Origin of the sequence: Blautia coccoides (genome assembly GCF_034355335.1) — a bacterium.
Taxonomy (GTDB): Bacteria; Bacillota; Clostridia; order Lachnospirales; family Lachnospiraceae; genus Blautia; species Blautia producta.
The window spans coordinates 2,192,241-2,211,072 of the sequence record NZ_CP136422.1 but is presented as its reverse complement, the minus strand read 5'-3'; the positions used below and the strand labels follow the sequence as shown (position 1 = coordinate 2,211,072).

At 41.5% G+C, this 18,832-nt stretch carries 16 protein-coding genes and 1 pseudogene; 6 read left to right on the top strand and 11 right to left on the bottom strand.

The features are described from left to right. The first annotated feature begins 122 nt into the window (after window positions 1–122). Both BLCOC_RS09730 and BLCOC_RS09725 read left to right on the top strand, forming a co-directional pair. Entirely contained in the window at window positions 123–854 is a 732-nt protein-coding gene (locus BLCOC_RS09730; protein WP_018596250.1) for a LytR/AlgR family response regulator transcription factor, read from the top strand. Further along, window positions 855–2,168: a sensor histidine kinase gene (locus tag BLCOC_RS09725; RefSeq protein WP_115625164.1), complete on the top strand. Its 1,314-nt coding sequence runs from the start codon at window positions 855–857 to the stop codon at window positions 2,166–2,168. Between the two features lie 293 nt (window positions 2,169–2,461). Here the strand turns inward: BLCOC_RS09725 and BLCOC_RS09720 are convergent, their stop codons facing one another. Beyond that, window positions 2,462–4,216, bottom strand: a complete 1,755-nt coding sequence (locus tag BLCOC_RS09720; protein WP_115625424.1) for an IS1182 family transposase — start codon at window positions 4,214–4,216, stop codon at window positions 2,462–2,464. A gap of 273 nt (window positions 4,217–4,489) precedes the next feature. Continuing rightward, complete coding sequence (locus BLCOC_RS09715; RefSeq protein ID WP_018596248.1) at window positions 4,490–4,975, bottom strand: GNAT family N-acetyltransferase; 486 nt, start codon at window positions 4,973–4,975, stop codon at window positions 4,490–4,492. A 392-nt stretch (window positions 4,976–5,367) separates the two neighbouring features. Between BLCOC_RS09715 and BLCOC_RS09710 the strand changes: the two genes are divergently transcribed. Continuing rightward, window positions 5,368–5,889, top strand: a complete 522-nt coding sequence (locus BLCOC_RS09710; protein WP_115625163.1) for a GNAT family N-acetyltransferase — start codon at window positions 5,368–5,370, stop codon at window positions 5,887–5,889. 457 nt (window positions 5,890–6,346) lie between these two features. On the opposite strand, the pseudogene BLCOC_RS09705 reads toward BLCOC_RS09710, so the two are convergent. The 9 genes and pseudogenes from BLCOC_RS09705 to BLCOC_RS09665 form a co-directional block, all read right to left on the bottom strand. After that, window positions 6,347–6,532, bottom strand: a pseudogene (locus BLCOC_RS09705) (tyrosine-type recombinase/integrase); the annotation flags it as partial. A 103-nt stretch (window positions 6,533–6,635) separates the two neighbouring features. Continuing rightward, a complete protein-coding gene (locus BLCOC_RS09700) occupies window positions 6,636–8,213 on the bottom strand; it encodes a recombinase family protein (RefSeq protein WP_115625162.1) in 1,578 nt (525 codons plus the stop codon). Continuing rightward, window positions 8,210–9,901 carry a recombinase family protein gene (locus tag BLCOC_RS09695; protein ID WP_115625161.1) on the bottom strand — a complete coding sequence of 564 codons (1,692 nt, stop codon included), beginning with the start codon at window positions 9,899–9,901 and terminating at the stop codon, window positions 8,210–8,212. The genes BLCOC_RS09700 and BLCOC_RS09695 overlap by 4 nt, the downstream gene beginning before the upstream one ends. A gap of 1 nt (window position 9,902) precedes the next feature. Next, window positions 9,903–11,594, bottom strand: coding sequence for a recombinase family protein (locus BLCOC_RS09690; protein ID WP_115625160.1), 1,692 nt, complete (start codon window positions 11,592–11,594; stop codon window positions 9,903–9,905). Between the two features lie 108 nt (window positions 11,595–11,702). Beyond that, complete coding sequence (locus tag BLCOC_RS09685; protein WP_115625159.1) at window positions 11,703–11,951, bottom strand: DUF6870 family protein; 249 nt, start codon at window positions 11,949–11,951, stop codon at window positions 11,703–11,705. Next, window positions 11,932–12,315, bottom strand: a complete 384-nt coding sequence (locus BLCOC_RS09680; RefSeq protein ID WP_115625158.1) for a type II toxin-antitoxin system PemK/MazF family toxin — start codon at window positions 12,313–12,315, stop codon at window positions 11,932–11,934. The genes BLCOC_RS09685 and BLCOC_RS09680 overlap by 20 nt, the downstream gene beginning before the upstream one ends. A gap of 539 nt (window positions 12,316–12,854) precedes the next feature. After that, entirely contained in the window at window positions 12,855–13,331 is a 477-nt protein-coding gene (locus BLCOC_RS09675) for a sigma-70 family RNA polymerase sigma factor (protein ID WP_115625157.1), read from the bottom strand. A 394-nt stretch (window positions 13,332–13,725) separates the two neighbouring features. After that, window positions 13,726–14,160 carry a HEPN domain-containing protein gene (locus tag BLCOC_RS09670; RefSeq protein ID WP_115625156.1) on the bottom strand — a complete coding sequence of 145 codons (435 nt, stop codon included), beginning with the start codon at window positions 14,158–14,160 and terminating at the stop codon, window positions 13,726–13,728. After that, window positions 14,147–14,488: a nucleotidyltransferase domain-containing protein gene (locus BLCOC_RS09665; RefSeq protein ID WP_115625155.1), complete on the bottom strand. Its 342-nt coding sequence runs from the start codon at window positions 14,486–14,488 to the stop codon at window positions 14,147–14,149. The genes BLCOC_RS09670 and BLCOC_RS09665 overlap by 14 nt, the downstream gene beginning before the upstream one ends. 551 nt (window positions 14,489–15,039) lie before the next feature. Between BLCOC_RS09665 and BLCOC_RS09660 the strand changes: the two genes are divergently transcribed. The 3 genes from BLCOC_RS09660 to BLCOC_RS09650 all read left to right on the top strand — a co-directional run bounded on the left by BLCOC_RS09660 (window position 15,040) and on the right by BLCOC_RS09650 (window position 18,830). Next, window positions 15,040–15,591, top strand: coding sequence for a hypothetical protein (locus BLCOC_RS09660; RefSeq protein WP_226828234.1), 552 nt, complete (start codon window positions 15,040–15,042; stop codon window positions 15,589–15,591). A gap of 10 nt (window positions 15,592–15,601) precedes the next feature. Beyond that, window positions 15,602–16,876, top strand: coding sequence for an ISAs1 family transposase (locus tag BLCOC_RS09655; protein WP_306799936.1), 1,275 nt, complete (start codon window positions 15,602–15,604; stop codon window positions 16,874–16,876). Window positions 16,877–17,102: 226 nt separating this feature from the next. After that, window positions 17,103–18,830: an IS1634 family transposase gene (locus tag BLCOC_RS09650; protein ID WP_115625154.1), complete on the top strand. Its 1,728-nt coding sequence runs from the start codon at window positions 17,103–17,105 to the stop codon at window positions 18,828–18,830. Window positions 18,831–18,832: the final 2 nt, after the last annotated feature.

The window sequence follows — 18,832 nt, the reverse complement described above, 5'->3', positions numbered from 1 at the left end:
TGTCTCCGTCAATCTTTCCTACACAAGATGTCAAAAATCTGCACAACATGCATCCTCAACGTTACAATGTGTGATAAAATAGGATTTGGAAATCTATTCTTTCGCGATTGGAGGATGACGCAATGCGAATTGCAATTATAGATGATCTTTTGACAGACCTAGAATATCTGCGCAGCAACGTATGCCGCTGGGCAGATGAGCATGCTGTCCCTCTCATTCCAGGTCCTGCTTTATTTGAAAACGGGGAAACCTTTCTGGAACAGTTTCAGAAGGACCGTTATGATATTATTTTCCTGGATATCTTTATGGAAGGTATGAATGGTATGGATACAGCCCGGCGCATCCGGGAATGTGACGATGCCTGCCGCCTGGTCTTTACCACCACCTCCGCAGAATACGCGGTGGACAGCTATGAGGTGGATTCCTCTTACTATCTGGTAAAGCCATATTCCTATGAAAAGCTTTCTCTGGCTCTGGACCGCTGCAGCGCGGCTTTTCTGGAACAGGGACAATTCATTATTGTGCCGGACAGGGGAACAGACAGGAAACTCTTTTTGCACCCTATCACCTGGACGGAATACGCAGACCGCCGGATCCTGGTGCATATGAGGGATGGAACAACACTTACCGTGTCTATGAACCAAGGAGAATTTGCGGAACAATTGTTAAAGTATCCCTATTTCTGCGACTGCATGAAAGGGATACTGGTAAACTTTGAGGCTGTGGTCAAGCTGTATTCAGACCATTTCCTTTTAAAAGACGGAACACTGGTTCCAATCAGCAGACTGAAATACCGGAATGTACGGGAACAATTTTCCGACTACTCCTTTGCACAGGCAAGAGGAGGATACTAAATGTCAGATTTAGATATACTCCGGCCCATGCTGGAACTTTCTGTTGTGGTTCCGGCTGCTGTCTTGTGCTTTCTGCCCATGAAAGGGCATTTGAGGGGGATGGGTAAAAAGGCTGCTCTGTTTGGCATTCCGGCACTGCTTTTATGGGCAGCGGCAGGCGGCGCAGTCTGCTTTTACAATAGATGGGACGGAAATATATGGCTGTTCCCGTCACTTATAGGATTTGCATTGATCTTCAGACATATGGTAGAACTGCCGGCCTGGAAATCCGTGAGCGTTCTGCTGGCTGTATGCGGTGTACTGTCAAGTATCACCAATCTGGCCATCATAGCGGACGCACTGTTTGCCCCCGGCAACACTGCGCCCTGGTTTACTTTAAAGGGGGGAGCCGTCTATATCCTGCTGGCCTGGATACTTCTGGGCGCCTTATGGTACCCGGCTACCCACTGTGCCCGCTGGCTGTTAAATGAGATGGAGATGCCCGGCACCTGGTATGTATTCTGGATCGTGCCGGTGGTGTTCATTGGGGTGAACCTAATGCTGCAGCCGACGGATTATTCTTTACTATATATCAAAGGGGTTCTGATATTTTATCCGATTTTGATACTTGTGCTGCTGGCCCTGATGCTTCTTTTCTATCTGATGTTTTATCTGATGGCACGGGGACTGGGAAAAACCATGCGGCTCCACCGGGAAAATGAATTTCTACAGATGCAGGCATCGCAATACAGGATTCTCCAGAAAAATATGGAGGATACCCGCCGGGCGCGTCATGACCTCAGACAGCATTTTATGGCGCTCCAGGGCTGTATCGAGAGCGGCAGCCTGGAAGCTGTGGCTGACTATGTGCAGTCTTATGGAGAAAAACTGCCGCCTGACACTGTGCGCATATATTGTAAAAATTATGCAGTGAACGCGCTGCTGCGCTATTATGGGGAAAAAGCCATGCAGGAAGAGGTAGATATGGAAGTTTCTGTCCGTATGGAAGAACATACTGTTATTCCGGAACCTGAATTCTGTGTACTGCTGGGCAACCTGCTTGAAAATGCACTGGATGCCTGCGCTGTCTCCAACGGGCCGCATTTTGTCCGGGTAAATATCCGGCAGACCGGAAGCTCCATGCTCTCCCTCACTGTCGACAACACAAGCTCTCAGCCTCCCATCTGGGAAAAGGGAAAGCTGCGCTCCAGCAGGCGTGATGACTTCGGCATGGGAACAGAATCCGCCCGGATCATCGTGGAACGGTACAACGGAGATGTGCGGTTTGAATGGAAGGATAATATATTCTATGCATCAGTCATGCTAAATCCTTGACATGGGTATTTTATAAACATATCTATTCTTAAAGTATCTTTTGAAGTTCTTTTCTCCGATTTGAAATGTTTTGTAAATCCAAATCGGAGAAAAGAACTTTTACTGCTATAAGCACAAAAGGGGCTGTCGGTTAATACTGATTTTTAAAGCCCCTACACCAAAACAAGCATATCCCGCAGATTTCCTTGCTTTTCAGCAAAGGACGTTCTGCGGGATATGCTTGTTTTTCTTTACTTCTCCTATTTTAGGGCGCAAAATCCCCTTTTTACATATTTGCAGCTCCGCTCTGGCAGCTAAGCTGTCTTTTGATCAGATTTTCCTGCGTATTTCTCGATCTCATGGTAAAGAAACCGATGATATTTATTTATATTCCGGCCAATTGCATACAGCATGAATTCTTTATACACTTTTTCTGAATTGCGGTAATTGAACCGACGGAAGTTTTCGTTTTCCTTGATGTCCCCGAAGTGCCCTTCGGTCTGGATGGAACGGATCTGGCGCTTCAGGATCCCCTTCTCACTCTGGATGTTGGCATTGGATGCTTCTTTCAGTTCCTCCCACTGCTCATTGATCTTCATGACTTTATTTCGGTCACTGTTTTTTTCCGCATTGTACTTATACAGACAACGGGATTTATGTTCACAGCCGCTGCAATCTGCACATCCATAGACTTCCCATGTCTGGCTATACCCGTCCTGCTCCTTACTTTCTGTCCGGATATGACGAAGCTCTCTTCCGTCATGACAGATATAGTAGCGCTCATCTTCAAAGATATGGGTTGTCATGTTGTAATATTTGCTGATATCTTCTTTATAGGCACGGGTTTTCCGTTTTTCGTGATCCTGGAGTTTGATATAACTGGCAATCCCATTGTGTTTCAGATACAAGAGGTTTTTCTCGCTGCAGTATCCGCTGTCTGCTGTCACTTCATCCAATACTTTACCAAAGGCTTTCTGATGCTTCTCCAAAACCGGGATCAGGGTGTTATAATCTGTACGGTCATTGCTCACGTATCCGTGAACGATGAAATAGTTCTCCACCGCGATCTGAACGTTGTAAGCTGGTTTTAACTGACCGTTGAGCATGTGGTCTTCCTTCATCCGCATAAACGTTGCTTCCAGATCCGTTTTGGAATAACTGTTGCGGTCTTTCCCCATGATTTCAAAGCATTCTTTATATCCCATCAGGCGGTTTCCGCATTCCTCCAGTTCCTCATACAGTTTTTGAAGCTCGGACTTCGTTTTTCCCTTACTGTGGACGAATGATATCCCCTCACCTTCTGTAATCTGCATCAGATTCTTCTGAAGCTTCAAAATCTCAAGAGGGGAGCAGTTATCTATTTCGATGATTGTATTGTTTGAGAGCTTCTTATGCTTTGTCAGTTTTCGTTTCCGGTTTTCATCAATCACACGCCTGACTTTTTCCATGCCTTCGATGATGAACATCTTTGCATCCCCAAGGTCGTATTTCGCTGCATACCCATTTTCATGCAGAAGTGTATTGTACTTTTCATAAAGTGCATCTATCTTATCCAAAAGACCTGCAAGATGGTAATTGATGCTCCCTCTCCAGACAAAAGTATAGCGGTTTGCATTGGCTTCCAGCTTCGTACCATCAATAAAGAGTTCTTTGAGCGTGATCAGGCCCTCTTTTTTCAATTGGCGCATGAATTGGTAATTCAGCTCATCCAGAAGATCACCCGTCAGTTTTTTATTCTTGAATTCATAGAAAGCATCCCGCTTCGGTTTCTGCCCTTTGGTCAGCCAGATAAAAGCAAGGTCCCTTTCGCATGATTCAACAATACGGTCAACAGAACGCACTCCGCGCATGTTTGCGTAGGTAACGACAGCATACATCATGATTGGATTGTACCCGGTTCTTCCCTTATCTGAACAACAGGCAAGCAGGCCTGAAAAATCTAATTCCTCCATCACTTTTTTTAGGGTATAGACTGGATCGTCATCGGGTAAATGCAATTCGAAGAAACTGAAGTTAATTTTCTGTTGCCCTAAATCAAAAAATTCGTTATAATAATCTTGTTTAAGCATAGTTCTATTATAACATGGAACGGAGGAAAAGATGGTTGTCGTTAGCCATCTTTTTTTCTGTTTTAGGATATAGTTCAAGGGGAGGATGTGACCGATGATGGTCAAATCCTCCCCTGTTTTAGGCTATCTATTTCCCGACAGCCCCTTTGTATGGGTTATTTCGTTATTATTGAATGAATAAACTGTAATCTTTATAGTAATCCGTAATATACTCTATGTATCAAAAATACTATTGTTTTTTGCAATAACCCTGTCAAAGTTCTGCAAATGAAATTATAATAGTATCTCATAATCCATCAATTTCCCAGCGTATACTGAGTTTCTCTTATTTTTCCTGTATTGTATGAACTGAAACCCTGCTCTCTCATAATTTTTTTGTGCAGGGAACAGCCGCTCATCTGTCGTAACTACTATTTTTCTTACGTTCTTACTGCTGATCCTCTTAACCGCTTCCTGAAGCTGTCTCTTTCCATAACCTTTTCCTTTATATTCCGATACAATACAATTATGGCCTATTTCTATATATTTAGGTATATTTCTTGGATCCCAACATATAAAACCGATAGCTGTATGATCAAGTGTCGTAATAAAACCACATTCATCCGCTATGTGCAGATTTTCATAGAAAAAGGCATCCGCTTTTTTCCATTCCCCATCCCAATCTCTTTCATATCTGCTTTCAAAGGCATAGGCATCTTTCAGCAGTTCATACATCGTTCCTCTCTGAAAATCACTGAACCTTTTAAATGCAACATCCACAACAAAACCTCCATTCTATATTCTGATTTTAGATATCGTTGCCAACCTTTCTACATGTGATGTACTGTAAACAATAGTTATAGCCACTTACAATTGGGCTAATTCCCCATTCCTCCATAAATTCCTTAAAAAGCGGAAAATTATACTAAAAACAAGGCTGTTTTTCACACTGAAATCCAAATTAACTTGTTGATCCATCATCTGCTATGTTACAATTATCCCAACTACTCCGTAACCCTCATAGGTTCAAGCAAAACTCATGCAGAATCACCTCTGGAGATAAACGTTTTTCCGGCTGTTAGAGGTATTCTTACAGTCAGTGCAGCAAATGCGTATATCTATTGAATAGTTACAATTTACCACCTAAAATAAAAAGAGAAGGGATTGAATCTATGGAACTGCGTACAGCAAATGAAAATGAATGGAAAAAAGTAAAAGCCTTCTACTGGCAGCTAATTGAACAGATGGACTCTGCCCTATATAAACCCGGATGGAAAAAAGGAATTTATCCAACAGATGAATTTCTTATGGACTCTATCAGAAACAAAGAGCTGTATGTCCTTCTCTCCGAAAGCAATCATATGGCCTCAATGATATTAAATCACAAATGTACAGATGGGTATGAAAAAATACATTGGAACATTACTGCCACCCCTCAGGAAATAACCGTAGTCCATGCTTTAGGTGTACTGCCGGATTATCAAGGACAGGGAATCGCAAAATTAATGGTACAGGAAGCCATTCGGACTGCCAAAGAAAATGGACAAAAGGCTGTCCGGTTAGACGTACTCAGTACGAATATCCCTGCCCAGAAATTGTACAGCGATATGGGATTTAATTATATGGATACCATTCAACTGTTTTATGAAGACACCGGATCAACAAATTATTTACTTTACGAATATACTCTATAAAGTATTTTCCCATATAAAAAGTTCTCTCTATCCGCAATGTATTTCCATTATGGCTCTCATATGACCTTCATCTTCTGTCTTCTGCCCGCTGTATGTATGTTTCCCGGTCAGCGCGGTTTGCATAGGTACGTACCCTGGCCTGCATCAGGTTTTTTTGAGAGTGCAGGTGCAAAACATAGGTGTAGCTGGCTACACTGAAACTTTTCACCTATCCTATCGAAAAATCAGACCAGTAAATAGGGTAATTATTAATAAACGATGTACCAGAACACCCATATTTATTTTATATAAATTATATATATCTTTTTGACTATCTTTTTATATCTTCTTAAATGTCCGCAAAGCCTTATTTTATCGGCTCTACGGGCATTTTGCTTTTGTGGTAAACCTCACATATCTAGGCTTATCTTCTTATATTTTCCCTGTCAATCGTGGTTAAAATCGTGGTAAATACTTCTTATGCAATCAGACGCTGAACCTCTGATTTTGCGGTATCTATGGACGCATGAGCGTACCAGTTCATTGTGATACTGATATTTGAATGCCCCATGATATACTGTAAATCTTTCGGGTTCATGTTCTTGCTTGCCAGTCTTGTGCAGAACGTATGGCGTAGCGTATGAGGACGTGTCAAGTATGGGACAAAAAAAATAATTCTTTTTTCTTGCCGGAAAGTACCTGACCATTCCAATCAGGTACCCAACACTTTTATTATCTTCCACAAAATCGCTCTTGTCCAGAACATTTTATCTCTGCCCTAAAAATACATCATCACAATTCCATTCAATTTCGATTTCCTCCTGGCTATGCACCCGGATAACCTTGATGATCTCCCGTAATTTCTCTGTATCGAATTTCTCCATGTTCAGAAATTCTTCCAGTTTCATTTCCTTCGCAGTATTGTCCTGCTCAAGCATCTTTGCATCACGTTCAGACTCTGCTATCTTTCGTCTGATTTCTTCCAGCTGTCTGCCTATCTTTTCTGCTTTCTGCTTGTACAGTTCCCGATCAATACAACCATCTTTGTACCCATCATAAAGTCTCATTTTTTCAGAAGACAACTGGCGGCTCTGTTTCAACAATTCTGCAACATTCGTCCCCATACCTTTGCTCTGGTTCTTTGATTTAACAATCTTCCGGTTTTCCAGCATGGAAGATGCAAACTGATGAACAAGTTCCAGGATATGCTTTTCCATTGGCTCACGTCTGACCACCAGGCTTCGACAGACATGATCACCGCTGGTACGCCCATCCGAGCATTTCAGTAGATGCTCCGTTTCTCTTACCAGACAATGACCACAGTGTGCACACAGCATCAGTGCTGGCTGTTTCTTGCGTCTTGCCAGCGTATAATTGGTTCTTGTTTCTGCAACACCTCTGGATTTTTTCGGATGCAGTCTGTTCGCTTTTTCAAACAGTTCCCTGTCAACAATCGGATCATGGTGGTTTTCCAGCCTGATCCAGTCAGACTCGTCATTAAGAACCGCCTTATGACCGGTGTGCATACTACAGCGTGTTTTACCCCATATCCGGGTTCCAATATAAATCTCATCCCGTATGATTGCAGATACTGTGGTTGGATTCCAGCGTTTTTTCATGATGGTATCAAATCGTCGGAACTGAACCTGCTCTCCTCTTGACATTTTCTGCTCATCACAGGTGGCAATTTCCTGTTTGTTCAGTTCCCTTGTGATCTCTGCAAAGCTCATACCTTCTGCAGCCATCTGGAAAATCATCTTCACCACCTTAGCCGAATCCGGATCAATTTCCAACCTTCCATCTTTGCCCTTTCTATAACCATATCTGGCATTTACCGGAAGCCTTGTTCCGTTTTTCATTCTGGTCTGCATTGCGGATGAGATTTTTTTCGACAAATCCAGGCTATACATGTTATAAACCAGATTCTTCAAAGCTACATTCATACCGCCGGTCATTCCAGAGCTGGCTTCACTGTCATAACTGTCATTAATGGAAATAAATCTGATCTGAAGAAGCGGAAAAATATACTCAATATAAAATCCCACTTCCAGATAGTCCCTGCCAAACCTGGAGAAATCTTTCACAACTACACAGCCGATCTGTCCGCTTTTCATATCCTCCTGCAACTGTTGAAAACCATTGCGTTTGAAATGGGTGCCGCTGACACCGTCATCCACATATTCAAGGATATCCGACTCATCCACACCAAGCTGATCGATCACAAACGATTTCAACAGGATCCTCTGAGAAGTCACACTGTCACTTTCCAGTTTGGTTCTGCCATCCACATTCTCATCTTCCATAGATAAACGGATATAGACAGCTGTTTTCCTATTTTCTGTCATCTTGACTGTGCCTCCTTCTCTTTCATTATCTTTTGCAATTCAGCGAACTGGTCATCATATACCAGTTTGATTTCATAATCATACTTACCATGGATAATAATGGAATCCACAAAGGCATCCACCATTTCTTTTGTCAGCTTCCGCTTAGACATATAAGTATGTATCACTTTCCCCCATCCTTCTTCGATATGATAATCTTGGGAATACCGTACCTGCGCCGTCAATACTGCATCCAGACGGCTCTTGATGTTTTCTATTTCATTGGAATAGATACGGGAAAACTGCATGTACTCTTCTTCTGTAATCAGGCGTTCCGAATAATCCTCATATAAATCAGATTTACGCTTACTGATCCGGCTCAGTTCCCGCCGAAATTTCCCTACTTCCTTGTCCAAAAGCAAATATTGCGTCTGGTTTCTGGAAGCGGAGTTCATTTCCCGGATCATTTTTTCTGTATCCAGTACGTTTTTCATATGTGACTGGATCAGACGAAGGACATCTTCATCCACGTATTCTTTTTTGACCCTGTGCCCCTTGCACTGGTTTCCTCCTGATTTATGGTTTGCATTGGCACCGCAGATATAATAAAATGTTCCGGACTTTTCTCTGGACAGGATCATGCGGTTGCCACATCCTCCACACCTGATCTTGCCGGTATAAAAATTCTGGCTCCGGATGGCTCCATTATTCAGCTGATGCCTCTTTTTATATTCTTCCGTAAATTCCCGGATTTTTTCCTGTACCTGGCGGAACAGCTCTTTATCTATAATCCCTTCGTGGGTATTCTCTGCATAGATCCACTCACTCTCCGGTCTGTTTCTCTGCTTATTTCCCTGGAAAACGCTCTGCTGATATTTTCCATATACGGAATCCCCGGTACAATGAACATCCTGAAGCACACGTTTTACTTCATAATTATTCCACGGTTTGGACTCTGGGGATGGCTTTTCCCCGGATCTATAATATTCCCTCTGCAAAGTTGGGGACAAGACGCCATCAGCGTTGAGTTTTTTTGCAATATCACTGTAACTGCATCCATTCATATACATAGAAAAAATCGCCCGTAAATGTCCGGCAGCTTCCTCGTCAACTACCAGCTGGTGCCTGTCCTGTTCTGATTTCCTATATCCATAGGGTTCCCAGGCACCGGTAAATTTCCCTTCTCTCCACAATGCTTTTTTTGCACTGCTGCTCTTTTTTGCAAGGTCTTTGGAATAGAACTCATTGATAATATTCTTTAAGGGAACAGTCAGATCTACTCCCTCACGGAAAGAATCAAAATCATCCGTCACTGCCAGGAACCGTACATGAAAGAACGGGAATACACGCTCAATATAATTGCTTGTTTCTACATAATTCCTGCCAAGCCTGGACAAATCCTTTACAATCACGCAGTTGATTTTCCCATGCTTGATATCTTCCATCATCTGCGTAAATCCAGGACGGTCAAAATTTGTACCGGAATAATCAGAATCCTTATAAACTTCTGCAACCGAAATATCCTCTGTATCAGCCACATAGTTTTTCATCAGTTCCACCTGGGTTTCTATCGTCCCCCTCTCTATCGTTTCCTCTGTTTCCATAGAAATCCTTGCATATAACCCTGCCCGGAACGGTCTTTTGATCTCTTCCTGGACGGCTGCACTGCTGACCGTTTCAGGAATGCTTTTCCTGCTTTTTCGTGCCATTTTATACAACCTCCTTTATCTTGACCTGAAGATTGTTATCCGGATCTGCTGCAACCTCCACTCCCATAGCCGGAAGCTGTGTCAACAATGCCTGGTAGCAGTCATTAAAGTCAAAGATGATCTCAATATTCTTTTTGTCATGGACTCTGATTTCCCGAATCAGTTCCACGATTACCGTCCTGGTCAGCACTTCAATATCCTGATATTTCACAAAATAATCCAGCCATGTGTTAGAAGCATCTGCTTTTTCCAACATGTTATCCATTTCTTTCTGGATTGCCCGGATACTCTCTTCTGCATTCCTAAGCCTTTTTCCATATGCTGCATGAAGTTCTACATAATCTTCTTTTGATACGATGCCCTCTTTCATATCGGAATAAAGCATCATGCGGAGTTCCTTACAGCGTTCTGTTTCCATTTTTTTCTTTTCCAGCCTGTCCTGGAGTTTTTTCACATTGATTTCCTGAAATGGTACAGTCCCGATAAACTCCAACACCCTTTTCAAATGCATGATGTTATGGATATGCTGTTTCAGCATTACCAATACCACGTTTTCCAGATCTTTTTCCGGGATTCTGTGACTGGAGCAGCGTTTCGTTTCTTTATTTGTGGAACATAAATAATAGGCATATTTCTTTCCACCAACTGTTGAGACCTTTCTCGTCATCGGTGCCCCGCAATCCGCACATACAGCAATGCCGGACAGCAGATACACCTGCTTCTGGTCAGGAGAAGTACGGGTATCCATCCCCAAAAGCCGTTGGACGATCTCAAAATCCCTTTCACTTACCAGCGGCTCATGGTTCTTTTCAATACGGATCCAATCATCTTCCGGCTTTACGTAGGACTGCTTCACTTTATGGTTCGGTGTCGTACGTTTCCCCTGCACAAGGTTTCCAATGTAAACCTCATTTTCCAGTATTCTGCGTACCGCAACAGAACTCCAAAGAGCCTGCTCTTTCTGTCGGAACCCGGTTTCATAATGACTCCCGCTGCTGATCTTATATTCAAATGGTGAAAGCACACCCAATTCATTCAGGCGGTTGGCAATCGCATCCTGGCTCATTCCCTGCAGTTTCATCTTAAAGATGTCCTGTACTACACTGCCTGCAACCGGATCAATCTCCAGCTTATGCTTGTCTGCCTTAACTTTCTGATACCCGAATGCCACAAAAGGTGTCACACATTCTCCCTTTTTCCTCTTAATTTCAAGGTTACTTCTGATCTTAATGGAAATGTCACGGCAATAAGCATCGTTGATTAAGTTTTTGAATGGGATAATAATTTCATCGGCCTGATTCTTTCCCTGAAGGCTGTCATAATTGTCATTTATGGCAATAAAGCGCACACCAAGAGCCGGGAATAAACGTTCAATGTACTTCCCGGAATCAATGTATTCCCGCCCAAACCGAGATAAATCTTTCACCACTACGCAATCAACAATCCCACGCCTGATATCTTCCAGCATAGCCTGGAATGCAGGGCGCTCGAAATTAGAGCCTGAGTAGCCATCGTCAACCCGGACGGAAACAACTTCTATATCTTTTTTGTCTTTCAGGAAATCCAGAATCAGAGCCTTCTGGTTAGAAATGCTGTTACTTTCCATTTTTGCAGAACTGGAAAGATCGCCATCTTCTTTGGATAATCTGACATAGATGGCGGCACGATAGATTTTATTGAAATTCTGATACATATCTTACCTCCTCTTATTACGTCAAAAAACCCATGTAATAAAAGGGGGCTGCATAATTTGTCCTTACAGACATTTTAGCACAGCCACCCCAAACTTTCCAGTACTTTTTCAGACACTCAGAAGCATATTTTCAAATGCCTGCTCCAAAGATATCCCGTTATTGGCAAACCTTACTTTGACCTTCATATTGCCGATCCGGACCAGATACGGATTTCCTACCTTATTCAGATATGATTCCCGCCGTTCCTTCAGGCTTTTATTCCTGTCTGCTTTCACAGTCAGTAAATCTGTCATTTCATCAATATTTACATCTCTAAAATCCTGTTCCAGATACTTTCTATATTCTTCTGCTGTCATAATCCCCCTCCTCATAAACTCCTGTCTGAATCTCCACCGCTCTGGTAATCCTCCGCATTGCATCAGAACTGACATGACCACATTTTTGGATGATACTCTGAACATCAATGCTTGTGATCTGTTCCGCCAGTACCAGCCCATGCCGTTTCAAGCCAACCATTTCATAACAGTTAATAAACACATGGGTCGGAAGATACCGTTTTTTGTACACCCTTGAAGTAAACGGCACTACCGTTACCACCGGACTGTATGTATTCGCTTTGTTATTGCTGACAACCACTACCGGACGGATTCCACTCTGAAGGGAAGTACCCGGAACCTGTCCCAAATTAACCATAAGGATATCGCCTCTTTCAATTTTCATTTATTTGTTCCTCCCATCCTGACATTTAATCGTAAAGCATCCATTATTAGCTCCACAGGAATACGGCAGAGTCATTCAAATTGAACGCTCTGCCGCATAACCTCTATAGCCAATTTTCGATTATTAAACAGTGCTCGCTCGATTCTATTTATCCTCGATACCCCGAATCGTTTATCCTGCTTTCGCAGGTAGGGAATAATAACCTATCTGACTGCATTCGCCAGATCACAACCCAAATGCTCACGCACGCAGGCTCCGACAGTTCATAGGTTTGCCGGTTACGGACTTTTCACAGTCCGCAAGTGTATCGCACCCTATACAGATCGTCGCATCATCAACCTGCCAGTTGATTTTCGGTCAGTGCTTATTCGCTCGTCCGATATTCATCAGAGTCTTGGCGGCAGTTTCCTTGTGCTCCCTGCATAAGATGTCACGTCAGTTACTACTGGATATTCAGCTGTCAATGTACTTTTGAGGAGTCCTTAAAACTCTCCCTAATTACTAAAGTCAAGTGACTCGGGATTTTACAAAAATTTTTTTCAACTTTTTTTATTTTTCATATAAATCTCCCGCATTTTGTTCAAAATCTTCTTCAACCGGTATGCTACCACCTGTTGTGACACTCCCATAATTGAAGCCAATTCTTCTTGTGTCTTATCTTCAAAATAAATCGCATAGATAATCATTCTTTCTTCCGGACTCAAACCATTGATTACCTTATGGATCTTTTGAGCTTCGATTTTTTCAATTACACTGTTTTCTACGCAGCACCTCATATCCGGGTAATCCTCTATTGAAAAATCGTTTTCTTCATCTCCTGTGCTGCTGAATGGTATTTCTCTATTTTTCATTCCAATGACTTCCCCCTTTTCATTTTTTACTTCAATTTTTCTGGGCTTGCTGCTTCGATAAAAATTACTCATGGCATATGCCACTTCTTTCGTGATCTCTATAAATTCGCCGTCTACCTTTGCGAAATATTTGTCTCCAACAAAATATGGGTGTTCAATATACATATCCGTCCTCCTGAATTTGAAATTTGTTTGCCAGTTTCAAATTCAGAAGGCGGTCCTCTGATCTGGTTCATGCCTGCTCCACCAACTACTGCCAGGTAAAACCTGCAGGTATTGGCTGAGAAATTCAGGCACGAAAAAAAGCCCCAGTAGTCTTTTTTTAACTACTGAGGCTTCCGTCTCTCAAATTTAATTCAGTTTTCTATGCCTTCTTTCATCAGCATAACCATTGTATCAGAACAAAGTTCAGAAAGTGTCCGTAATCAGACACCAAAAGTTCATTAAAATCATCGGAAAGTACAAATTATCCATATAATAGTTCACAGATATTTTCTCCATAAAAAAATACCGGCACACAGACTATTTTCTGTCTATGTACCGGTTTCTAATGTCCCTGTTACCCTTTATCCTGTTGTTTTTCTTCCACAAACAGGTATTGTTCTGCAAGTCCTAAAATCTTTGTAGCTGTCTCTATCTGTTGTGCAGTTATCTCTTTGGAAGCAATATAAAAGGTATCATAATCGCTTGCATGACGTATTTCCTCTGCCTTTACAATTTTCCTTCCCAGTTCACGAGGAAAAATCTCCGGCTGTACATAATTTTTGTTAAAGTAGCTGAGCGTATCCTTATGTCGTTTAAAAGCAACACCCTCTTTTGCAAGCACCGCACAGATGGTATGAAAGATACTATAATATGCACGGTTATTGGCTGCTCGATACTGCCCTGCCTCAAATGTAAGATTAGCCGTATCCAGGTCTTCTCTTGCAACATTTAAACGATGACGGACCACATCCATTTTTGTTCCAACATCCAACGAATCAGGCTGCTTCATATAAAAGCACCCCTTCTTTCTGTACATTGGTATAAAACGGATATGCTGCTGCCCATTGCTTAAAATGCTGAAGGTTTTTCACAACCGGCATCATCCAGATATCATAGTTTACATTATACTCATATCCCAGTTCCGACAATGCATCGGAGTAAGGATCCATTTCTTCCGGCGTCAGATCCACCAACAACATGATATCGACATCAGAATCGGATGAATAATCACCTCTTGCATAGGAACCATATAAAATAACGCTCTTGAGATGTGCACCGTAAATCTTTTGTACTTCTGATAAATACTGAGTAAGCAGTGTTTGAATTGTTTGTGGCATACAATCGTTCCTCCTTTCTCCTGATAGTTTAAGTATAATCCAAATCAGGAAAATACGCAACCAGTGTACGCGGGAGTTTGACAGTTGAATTATAGAAAAAGTACTTGCAGGTCGCATAAAACCTGCTTTTTTTGTGTCAAATCTATTGTCAGGGTTGTTTCATGAAGATATTTTAAAATTCTAAAAAGATCAGATTTCATCGAGGGTTATATATGCTATACATAAGCGTGTATAACCCTCGACTTTTAGGTCAAGTAGAGGTATAATGTCTATCAGAATAAACGCATGAACAGAAATTAGCACCTGTAATAAAATATTTTTGTATGAATTTATATTTTCTAATTCCACAAAATGTACGTAATCGTGTGTTACAAGATAGATTTAGTCGGTTTCGCATACAGATTGCATCGGAAATAATGCCAATTATAAGATAGACTTTAAAGGAATTATCATTCATGCGTTTATTCTGTAATGTCTATAAAGTATAGGTATGTACCACCTATATGAAAAGGAGAGGACATTATGCCAGTAACTGAGAAAAAATATCCAGAATGGGTTCAAAAACACCGTGTAAAGGGAACTACCGTGAAAAAAAGGGGGATTCTTATTACCTTTATAAAAGAACATCCCGGCGTGTAAAAGGGAAAAAATATCCGCAGCCGGTCGATACTTATATCGGCATTATTACTCCGGAAGGGGTAATACAAAGCAACAAAAAGAAGGTATCTTTAACAGATGCAGAAGTATGGGAATACGGGTTTTCAAAAACTGTCTGGGAATTGTGCCCGGATGACTGGAAAAAACCATTAGGGGATGATTGGGAAGATGTACTTTCTATTATTCTTTTCAAGCAATCTCCAACTTCTTATATCCAGAAAAAACGAACGATGAAAAAAGAATCGGATTTTCGTTATCAGTTTGCAGCTCAGATATCGTCTTTGTCCCGCAGAATATATAAAAAATGGGGCGTGGGTCTGGAAGAACTGCATAAGTTAGAGACAATCTATTTAGTATGTCTGGATAAAACTGAAATCATTTCAAAAGTTAATGAGGAACAGCAGGAACTTCTGGAGAAAATACAGGTGGCTCTGGAAATGTGCTGAAAAACCATTTCTGACAGAAAAACTGATTCATTATTTCAGGCAGATTCCAGATTATCGATGCAACAGAGAGAAAAGACACGATCTGGCAGAAATGCTGGTATGTGTCACAATCGGATTTCTTTGTGGCAGGACAACGATCCGCAGGAGTCTTAACTGGTGCAAACATAACCTGGAATGGCTGCGGAAACATATGGAATTGAAATACGGGATCGCCTCGCCTTCCACGATTAGTCGGATGCTGAGCGGAATTGATGAGGAATTAGCCTTGTGTGCTTTTATGGAATGGATTGGAGAAATCGTGGACTCGAAGAATACCCATCTTGCAATTGACGGGAAAGCACTCTGTGGCGCAACGGAAAAGACAAAATGTGCGGCAACTCCAATGATTTTGAACGTCGTGGAAACTGTCCGGGGATTGCTGCTTGCACAGCTTCCTGTAGATTCAAAGACGAATGAGATTGCGGTGATTCCTGAATTGTTGAAACTTCTGGATATCAGTGGAAGTATTATAACGATTGATGCGATTGGAACGCAGACCGCAATCATGGACCAGATCCATGAACAGGAAGGACATTTTGTGCTGACAGTAAAGAAAAACCAACCAGAGGCTTATGAGGAGATCCATACGTTCATGGACAAACTGGAAGCGGAAACTGCTAAAAAGAAAAAAGGCGAAACTACAGATCCTGTAATGCGGGAGTATCTTGAGAAATATGAAGAAATCAGTCAGATGGAAAAAAATCGGGACAGAAATGAGTATAGGACTTGTCAAATATGTAAAGATGCCTCAAACCTGACCAAAAGCCGAAAAGAATGGGCGAACGTTCAGAGTATTGGACGGATCAAGCAGGTAAGAGTGCCGGTTGAAAAGGACAGCCAGAAGAACGATGTCACTCCATCCAGGGAAGAGTTTATGAAAAAAGGATCCAGAAGAGTTCCAGGACCATCTGCGGAAGAAGGGGTCGGAAAGGATATTCAGTGTACCGCACTGATAACAGACCTTATTCTTACCGCAGAGGAGCTGGGCAGCATAAAAAGAATGCACTGGTCAATAGAAAACCGGCTCCATCATGTGTTGGACGACACATTCAGGGAAGATCGCTCACCTGCCAAAAAATCCCGAAATAATCTGGCGCTCATCAGAAAATATGCATATAACATCCTGCGTCTGGCAATGCACGAGACAGGTATCACAAATATAATGACAGAAATGATGGACTGTTTTTGTGACAACGCAGACTTGCGAGAACGATATGTGTTTAAAGGCATAGCCGGTCTGTATTGACTATGTATAAAGAATATCTCTGAAAAAAGGCATTGTAAAGGGGATAGGGATAATTTGCGCTTTTTTATGTGAGCAGATCGACAGAAACAATATGGGAGATGTAGAATTAAGATTGTATGAGTTAGAAATGCTCTTGAAATAGTTCGTGAAACAACCCTGATCTATTGTTTTAATCTATTGTATTTTATTGCAGTATATGATAGAATAAGGTATAGAGGATTTTTTTATGCGAGTTACGACATCAAAATCAAAAAATTCAGAATCCTTTTATATTTCAAAAGGATACATCAACAACAAAGGGGTTAGTACTTCTGTGATTGTCCGTAAACTTGGTACACTCAAAGATTTACTCCCTGAGCACGGACCGACTCGTGATGATGTTATGAAATGGGCTAGAGAAGAAGCCAGATTGGAAACAATAAAATACAAAAAAGAGCAACAGACTAAATCTGTCCAGATAACTTTTCATGCTGACCAAAAGCTTGATTATAATCAGCAGGCCTTTTATCGGGGAGGATATCTTTTTCCGCAGGCTTTTTACTATCGTCTTCATCTTGATAAGACTTGCCGAAAGCTTCGGGACAAACATAAATTCAAATATGATATCAATGCCATTCTTTCTGACCTGATCTATGCCAGGATTTTAGAACCAGTAAGTAAACGTTCCTCATTTAAAGTAGCTTCTGAATTTTTGGAAAAACCTTCCTATCAGCTGCATGACATATACCGGGCTCTTGATGTATTAGGAAACGAATGTGATTTTATTCAAGCTGAGGTATACAAAAACAGCCATCTTCTTGAAAAGAGAAATGATAAGATACTCTATTATGATTGTACAAACTATTTCTTTGAGCTCGAGCAGGAAGATGGTGACAAAAAATACGGTAAATGCAAAGAACACCGTCCAAACCCAATCATACAGATGGGAATGTTCATGGATGGAGACGGAATCCCTCTTGCTTTCTCACTTTTCCCAGGAAATGCAAATGAACAGACTTCATTAAAACCTCTGGAAGAAAAAGTGCTTCGGGATTTTGGCTGCACTAAATTTATCTACTGCAGCGATGCAGGGCTTGGTTCAGAAGCCATTAAAAGAATCAATCATGCAGGAGAACGGGCATTTATCGTTACTCAGTCTATTAAAAAGCTAAATAAAGAGGATAAAAATTGGGCTTTGGATAAGACAGGCTTTAAGCGTGTCTCGGATGATTCACCGGTTGATCTTTCAAGGATTCCAGAAGACGATTCTGGATTATATTATAAGGATGAGCCTTATACTCCGCATTCCCTGCACCAACGTCTTATCATCACATACTCTCCTAAATATGCCAAATATCAGAAAGCGATACGTGATACCCAAGTGGAGCGTGCTGAAAAAATGCTCAAATCCGGGAAGATAAAAAAAGAACGAAAAAATCCAAACGATCCAGCCAGATTTATCGGAAAGACCGCTGTTACTGAAGATGGTGAGATTGCGAAGATCAAAAACTATCTGGATACAGATAAGATTGAAAACGAAGCACTTTATGATGGATTGTATGCAGTAACAACAGATCTGCTGTACGATGATGTAAAAGATATCTTGAAAGTAAGTGAGGGACGATGGGAAATCGAAGAATGTTTCCGCATCATGAAAACCGATTTTGAAGCCAGACCTGTATATCTGCAAGATGAAATACGCATCAAAGCACATTTTTTGATCTGTTTTCTTTCATTAGTCATCTACCGTTATCTGGAAAAGAGTTTAGGAAACATTTATACTTGTGAAACGATTTTGGACAAACTCAAAACCATGAATTTTGCTGATGTACAGGAACAGGGATTCATGCCTCTGTATACACGGGATAAGCTAACCGATACTCTGCATTCAGTGTGCGGTTTTGAAACAGACTTTCAGTTCATTACGAAAAGTCAGATGAAAACGATTCAGAAAAAAAGTAAGGGCAGGGAATAAAT

Bases quoted from the DNA above. Each gene is read 5' to 3' on its own strand.
- BLCOC_RS09660 (WP_226828234.1), top strand. From the start codon at position 15,040: ATGGGTTCAAAAACACCGTGTAAAGGGAACTACCGTGAAAAAAAGGGG.
- BLCOC_RS09685 (WP_115625159.1), bottom strand. From the start codon at position 11,951: ATGACAGCAGAAGAATATAGAAAGTATCTGGAACAGGATTTTAGAGAT.
- BLCOC_RS09695 (WP_115625161.1), bottom strand. From the start codon at position 9,901: ATGGCACGAAAAAGCAGGAAAAGCATTCCTGAAACGGTCAGCAGTGCA.
- BLCOC_RS09665 (WP_115625155.1), bottom strand. From the start codon at position 14,488: ATGCCACAAACAATTCAAACACTGCTTACTCAGTATTTATCAGAAGTA.
- BLCOC_RS09730 (WP_018596250.1), top strand. From the start codon at position 123: ATGCGAATTGCAATTATAGATGATCTTTTGACAGACCTAGAATATCTG.
- BLCOC_RS09670 (WP_115625156.1), bottom strand. From the start codon at position 14,160: ATGAAGCAGCCTGATTCGTTGGATGTTGGAACAAAAATGGATGTGGTC.
- BLCOC_RS09700 (WP_115625162.1), bottom strand. From the start codon at position 8,213: ATGACAGAAAATAGGAAAACAGCTGTCTATATCCGTTTATCTATGGAA.
- BLCOC_RS09725 (WP_115625164.1), top strand. From the start codon at position 855: ATGTCAGATTTAGATATACTCCGGCCCATGCTGGAACTTTCTGTTGTG.
- BLCOC_RS09675 (WP_115625157.1), bottom strand. From the start codon at position 13,331: ATGTATATTGAACACCCATATTTTGTTGGAGACAAATATTTCGCAAAG.
- BLCOC_RS09710 (WP_115625163.1), top strand. From the start codon at position 5,368: ATGGAACTGCGTACAGCAAATGAAAATGAATGGAAAAAAGTAAAAGCC.
- BLCOC_RS09650 (WP_115625154.1), top strand. From the start codon at position 17,103: ATGCGAGTTACGACATCAAAATCAAAAAATTCAGAATCCTTTTATATT.
- BLCOC_RS09720 (WP_115625424.1), bottom strand. From the start codon at position 4,216: ATGCTTAAACAAGATTATTATAACGAATTTTTTGATTTAGGGCAACAG.
- BLCOC_RS09690 (WP_115625160.1), bottom strand. From the start codon at position 11,594: ATGTATCAGAATTTCAATAAAATCTATCGTGCCGCCATCTATGTCAGA.
- BLCOC_RS09680 (WP_115625158.1), bottom strand. From the start codon at position 12,315: ATGAAAATTGAAAGAGGCGATATCCTTATGGTTAATTTGGGACAGGTT.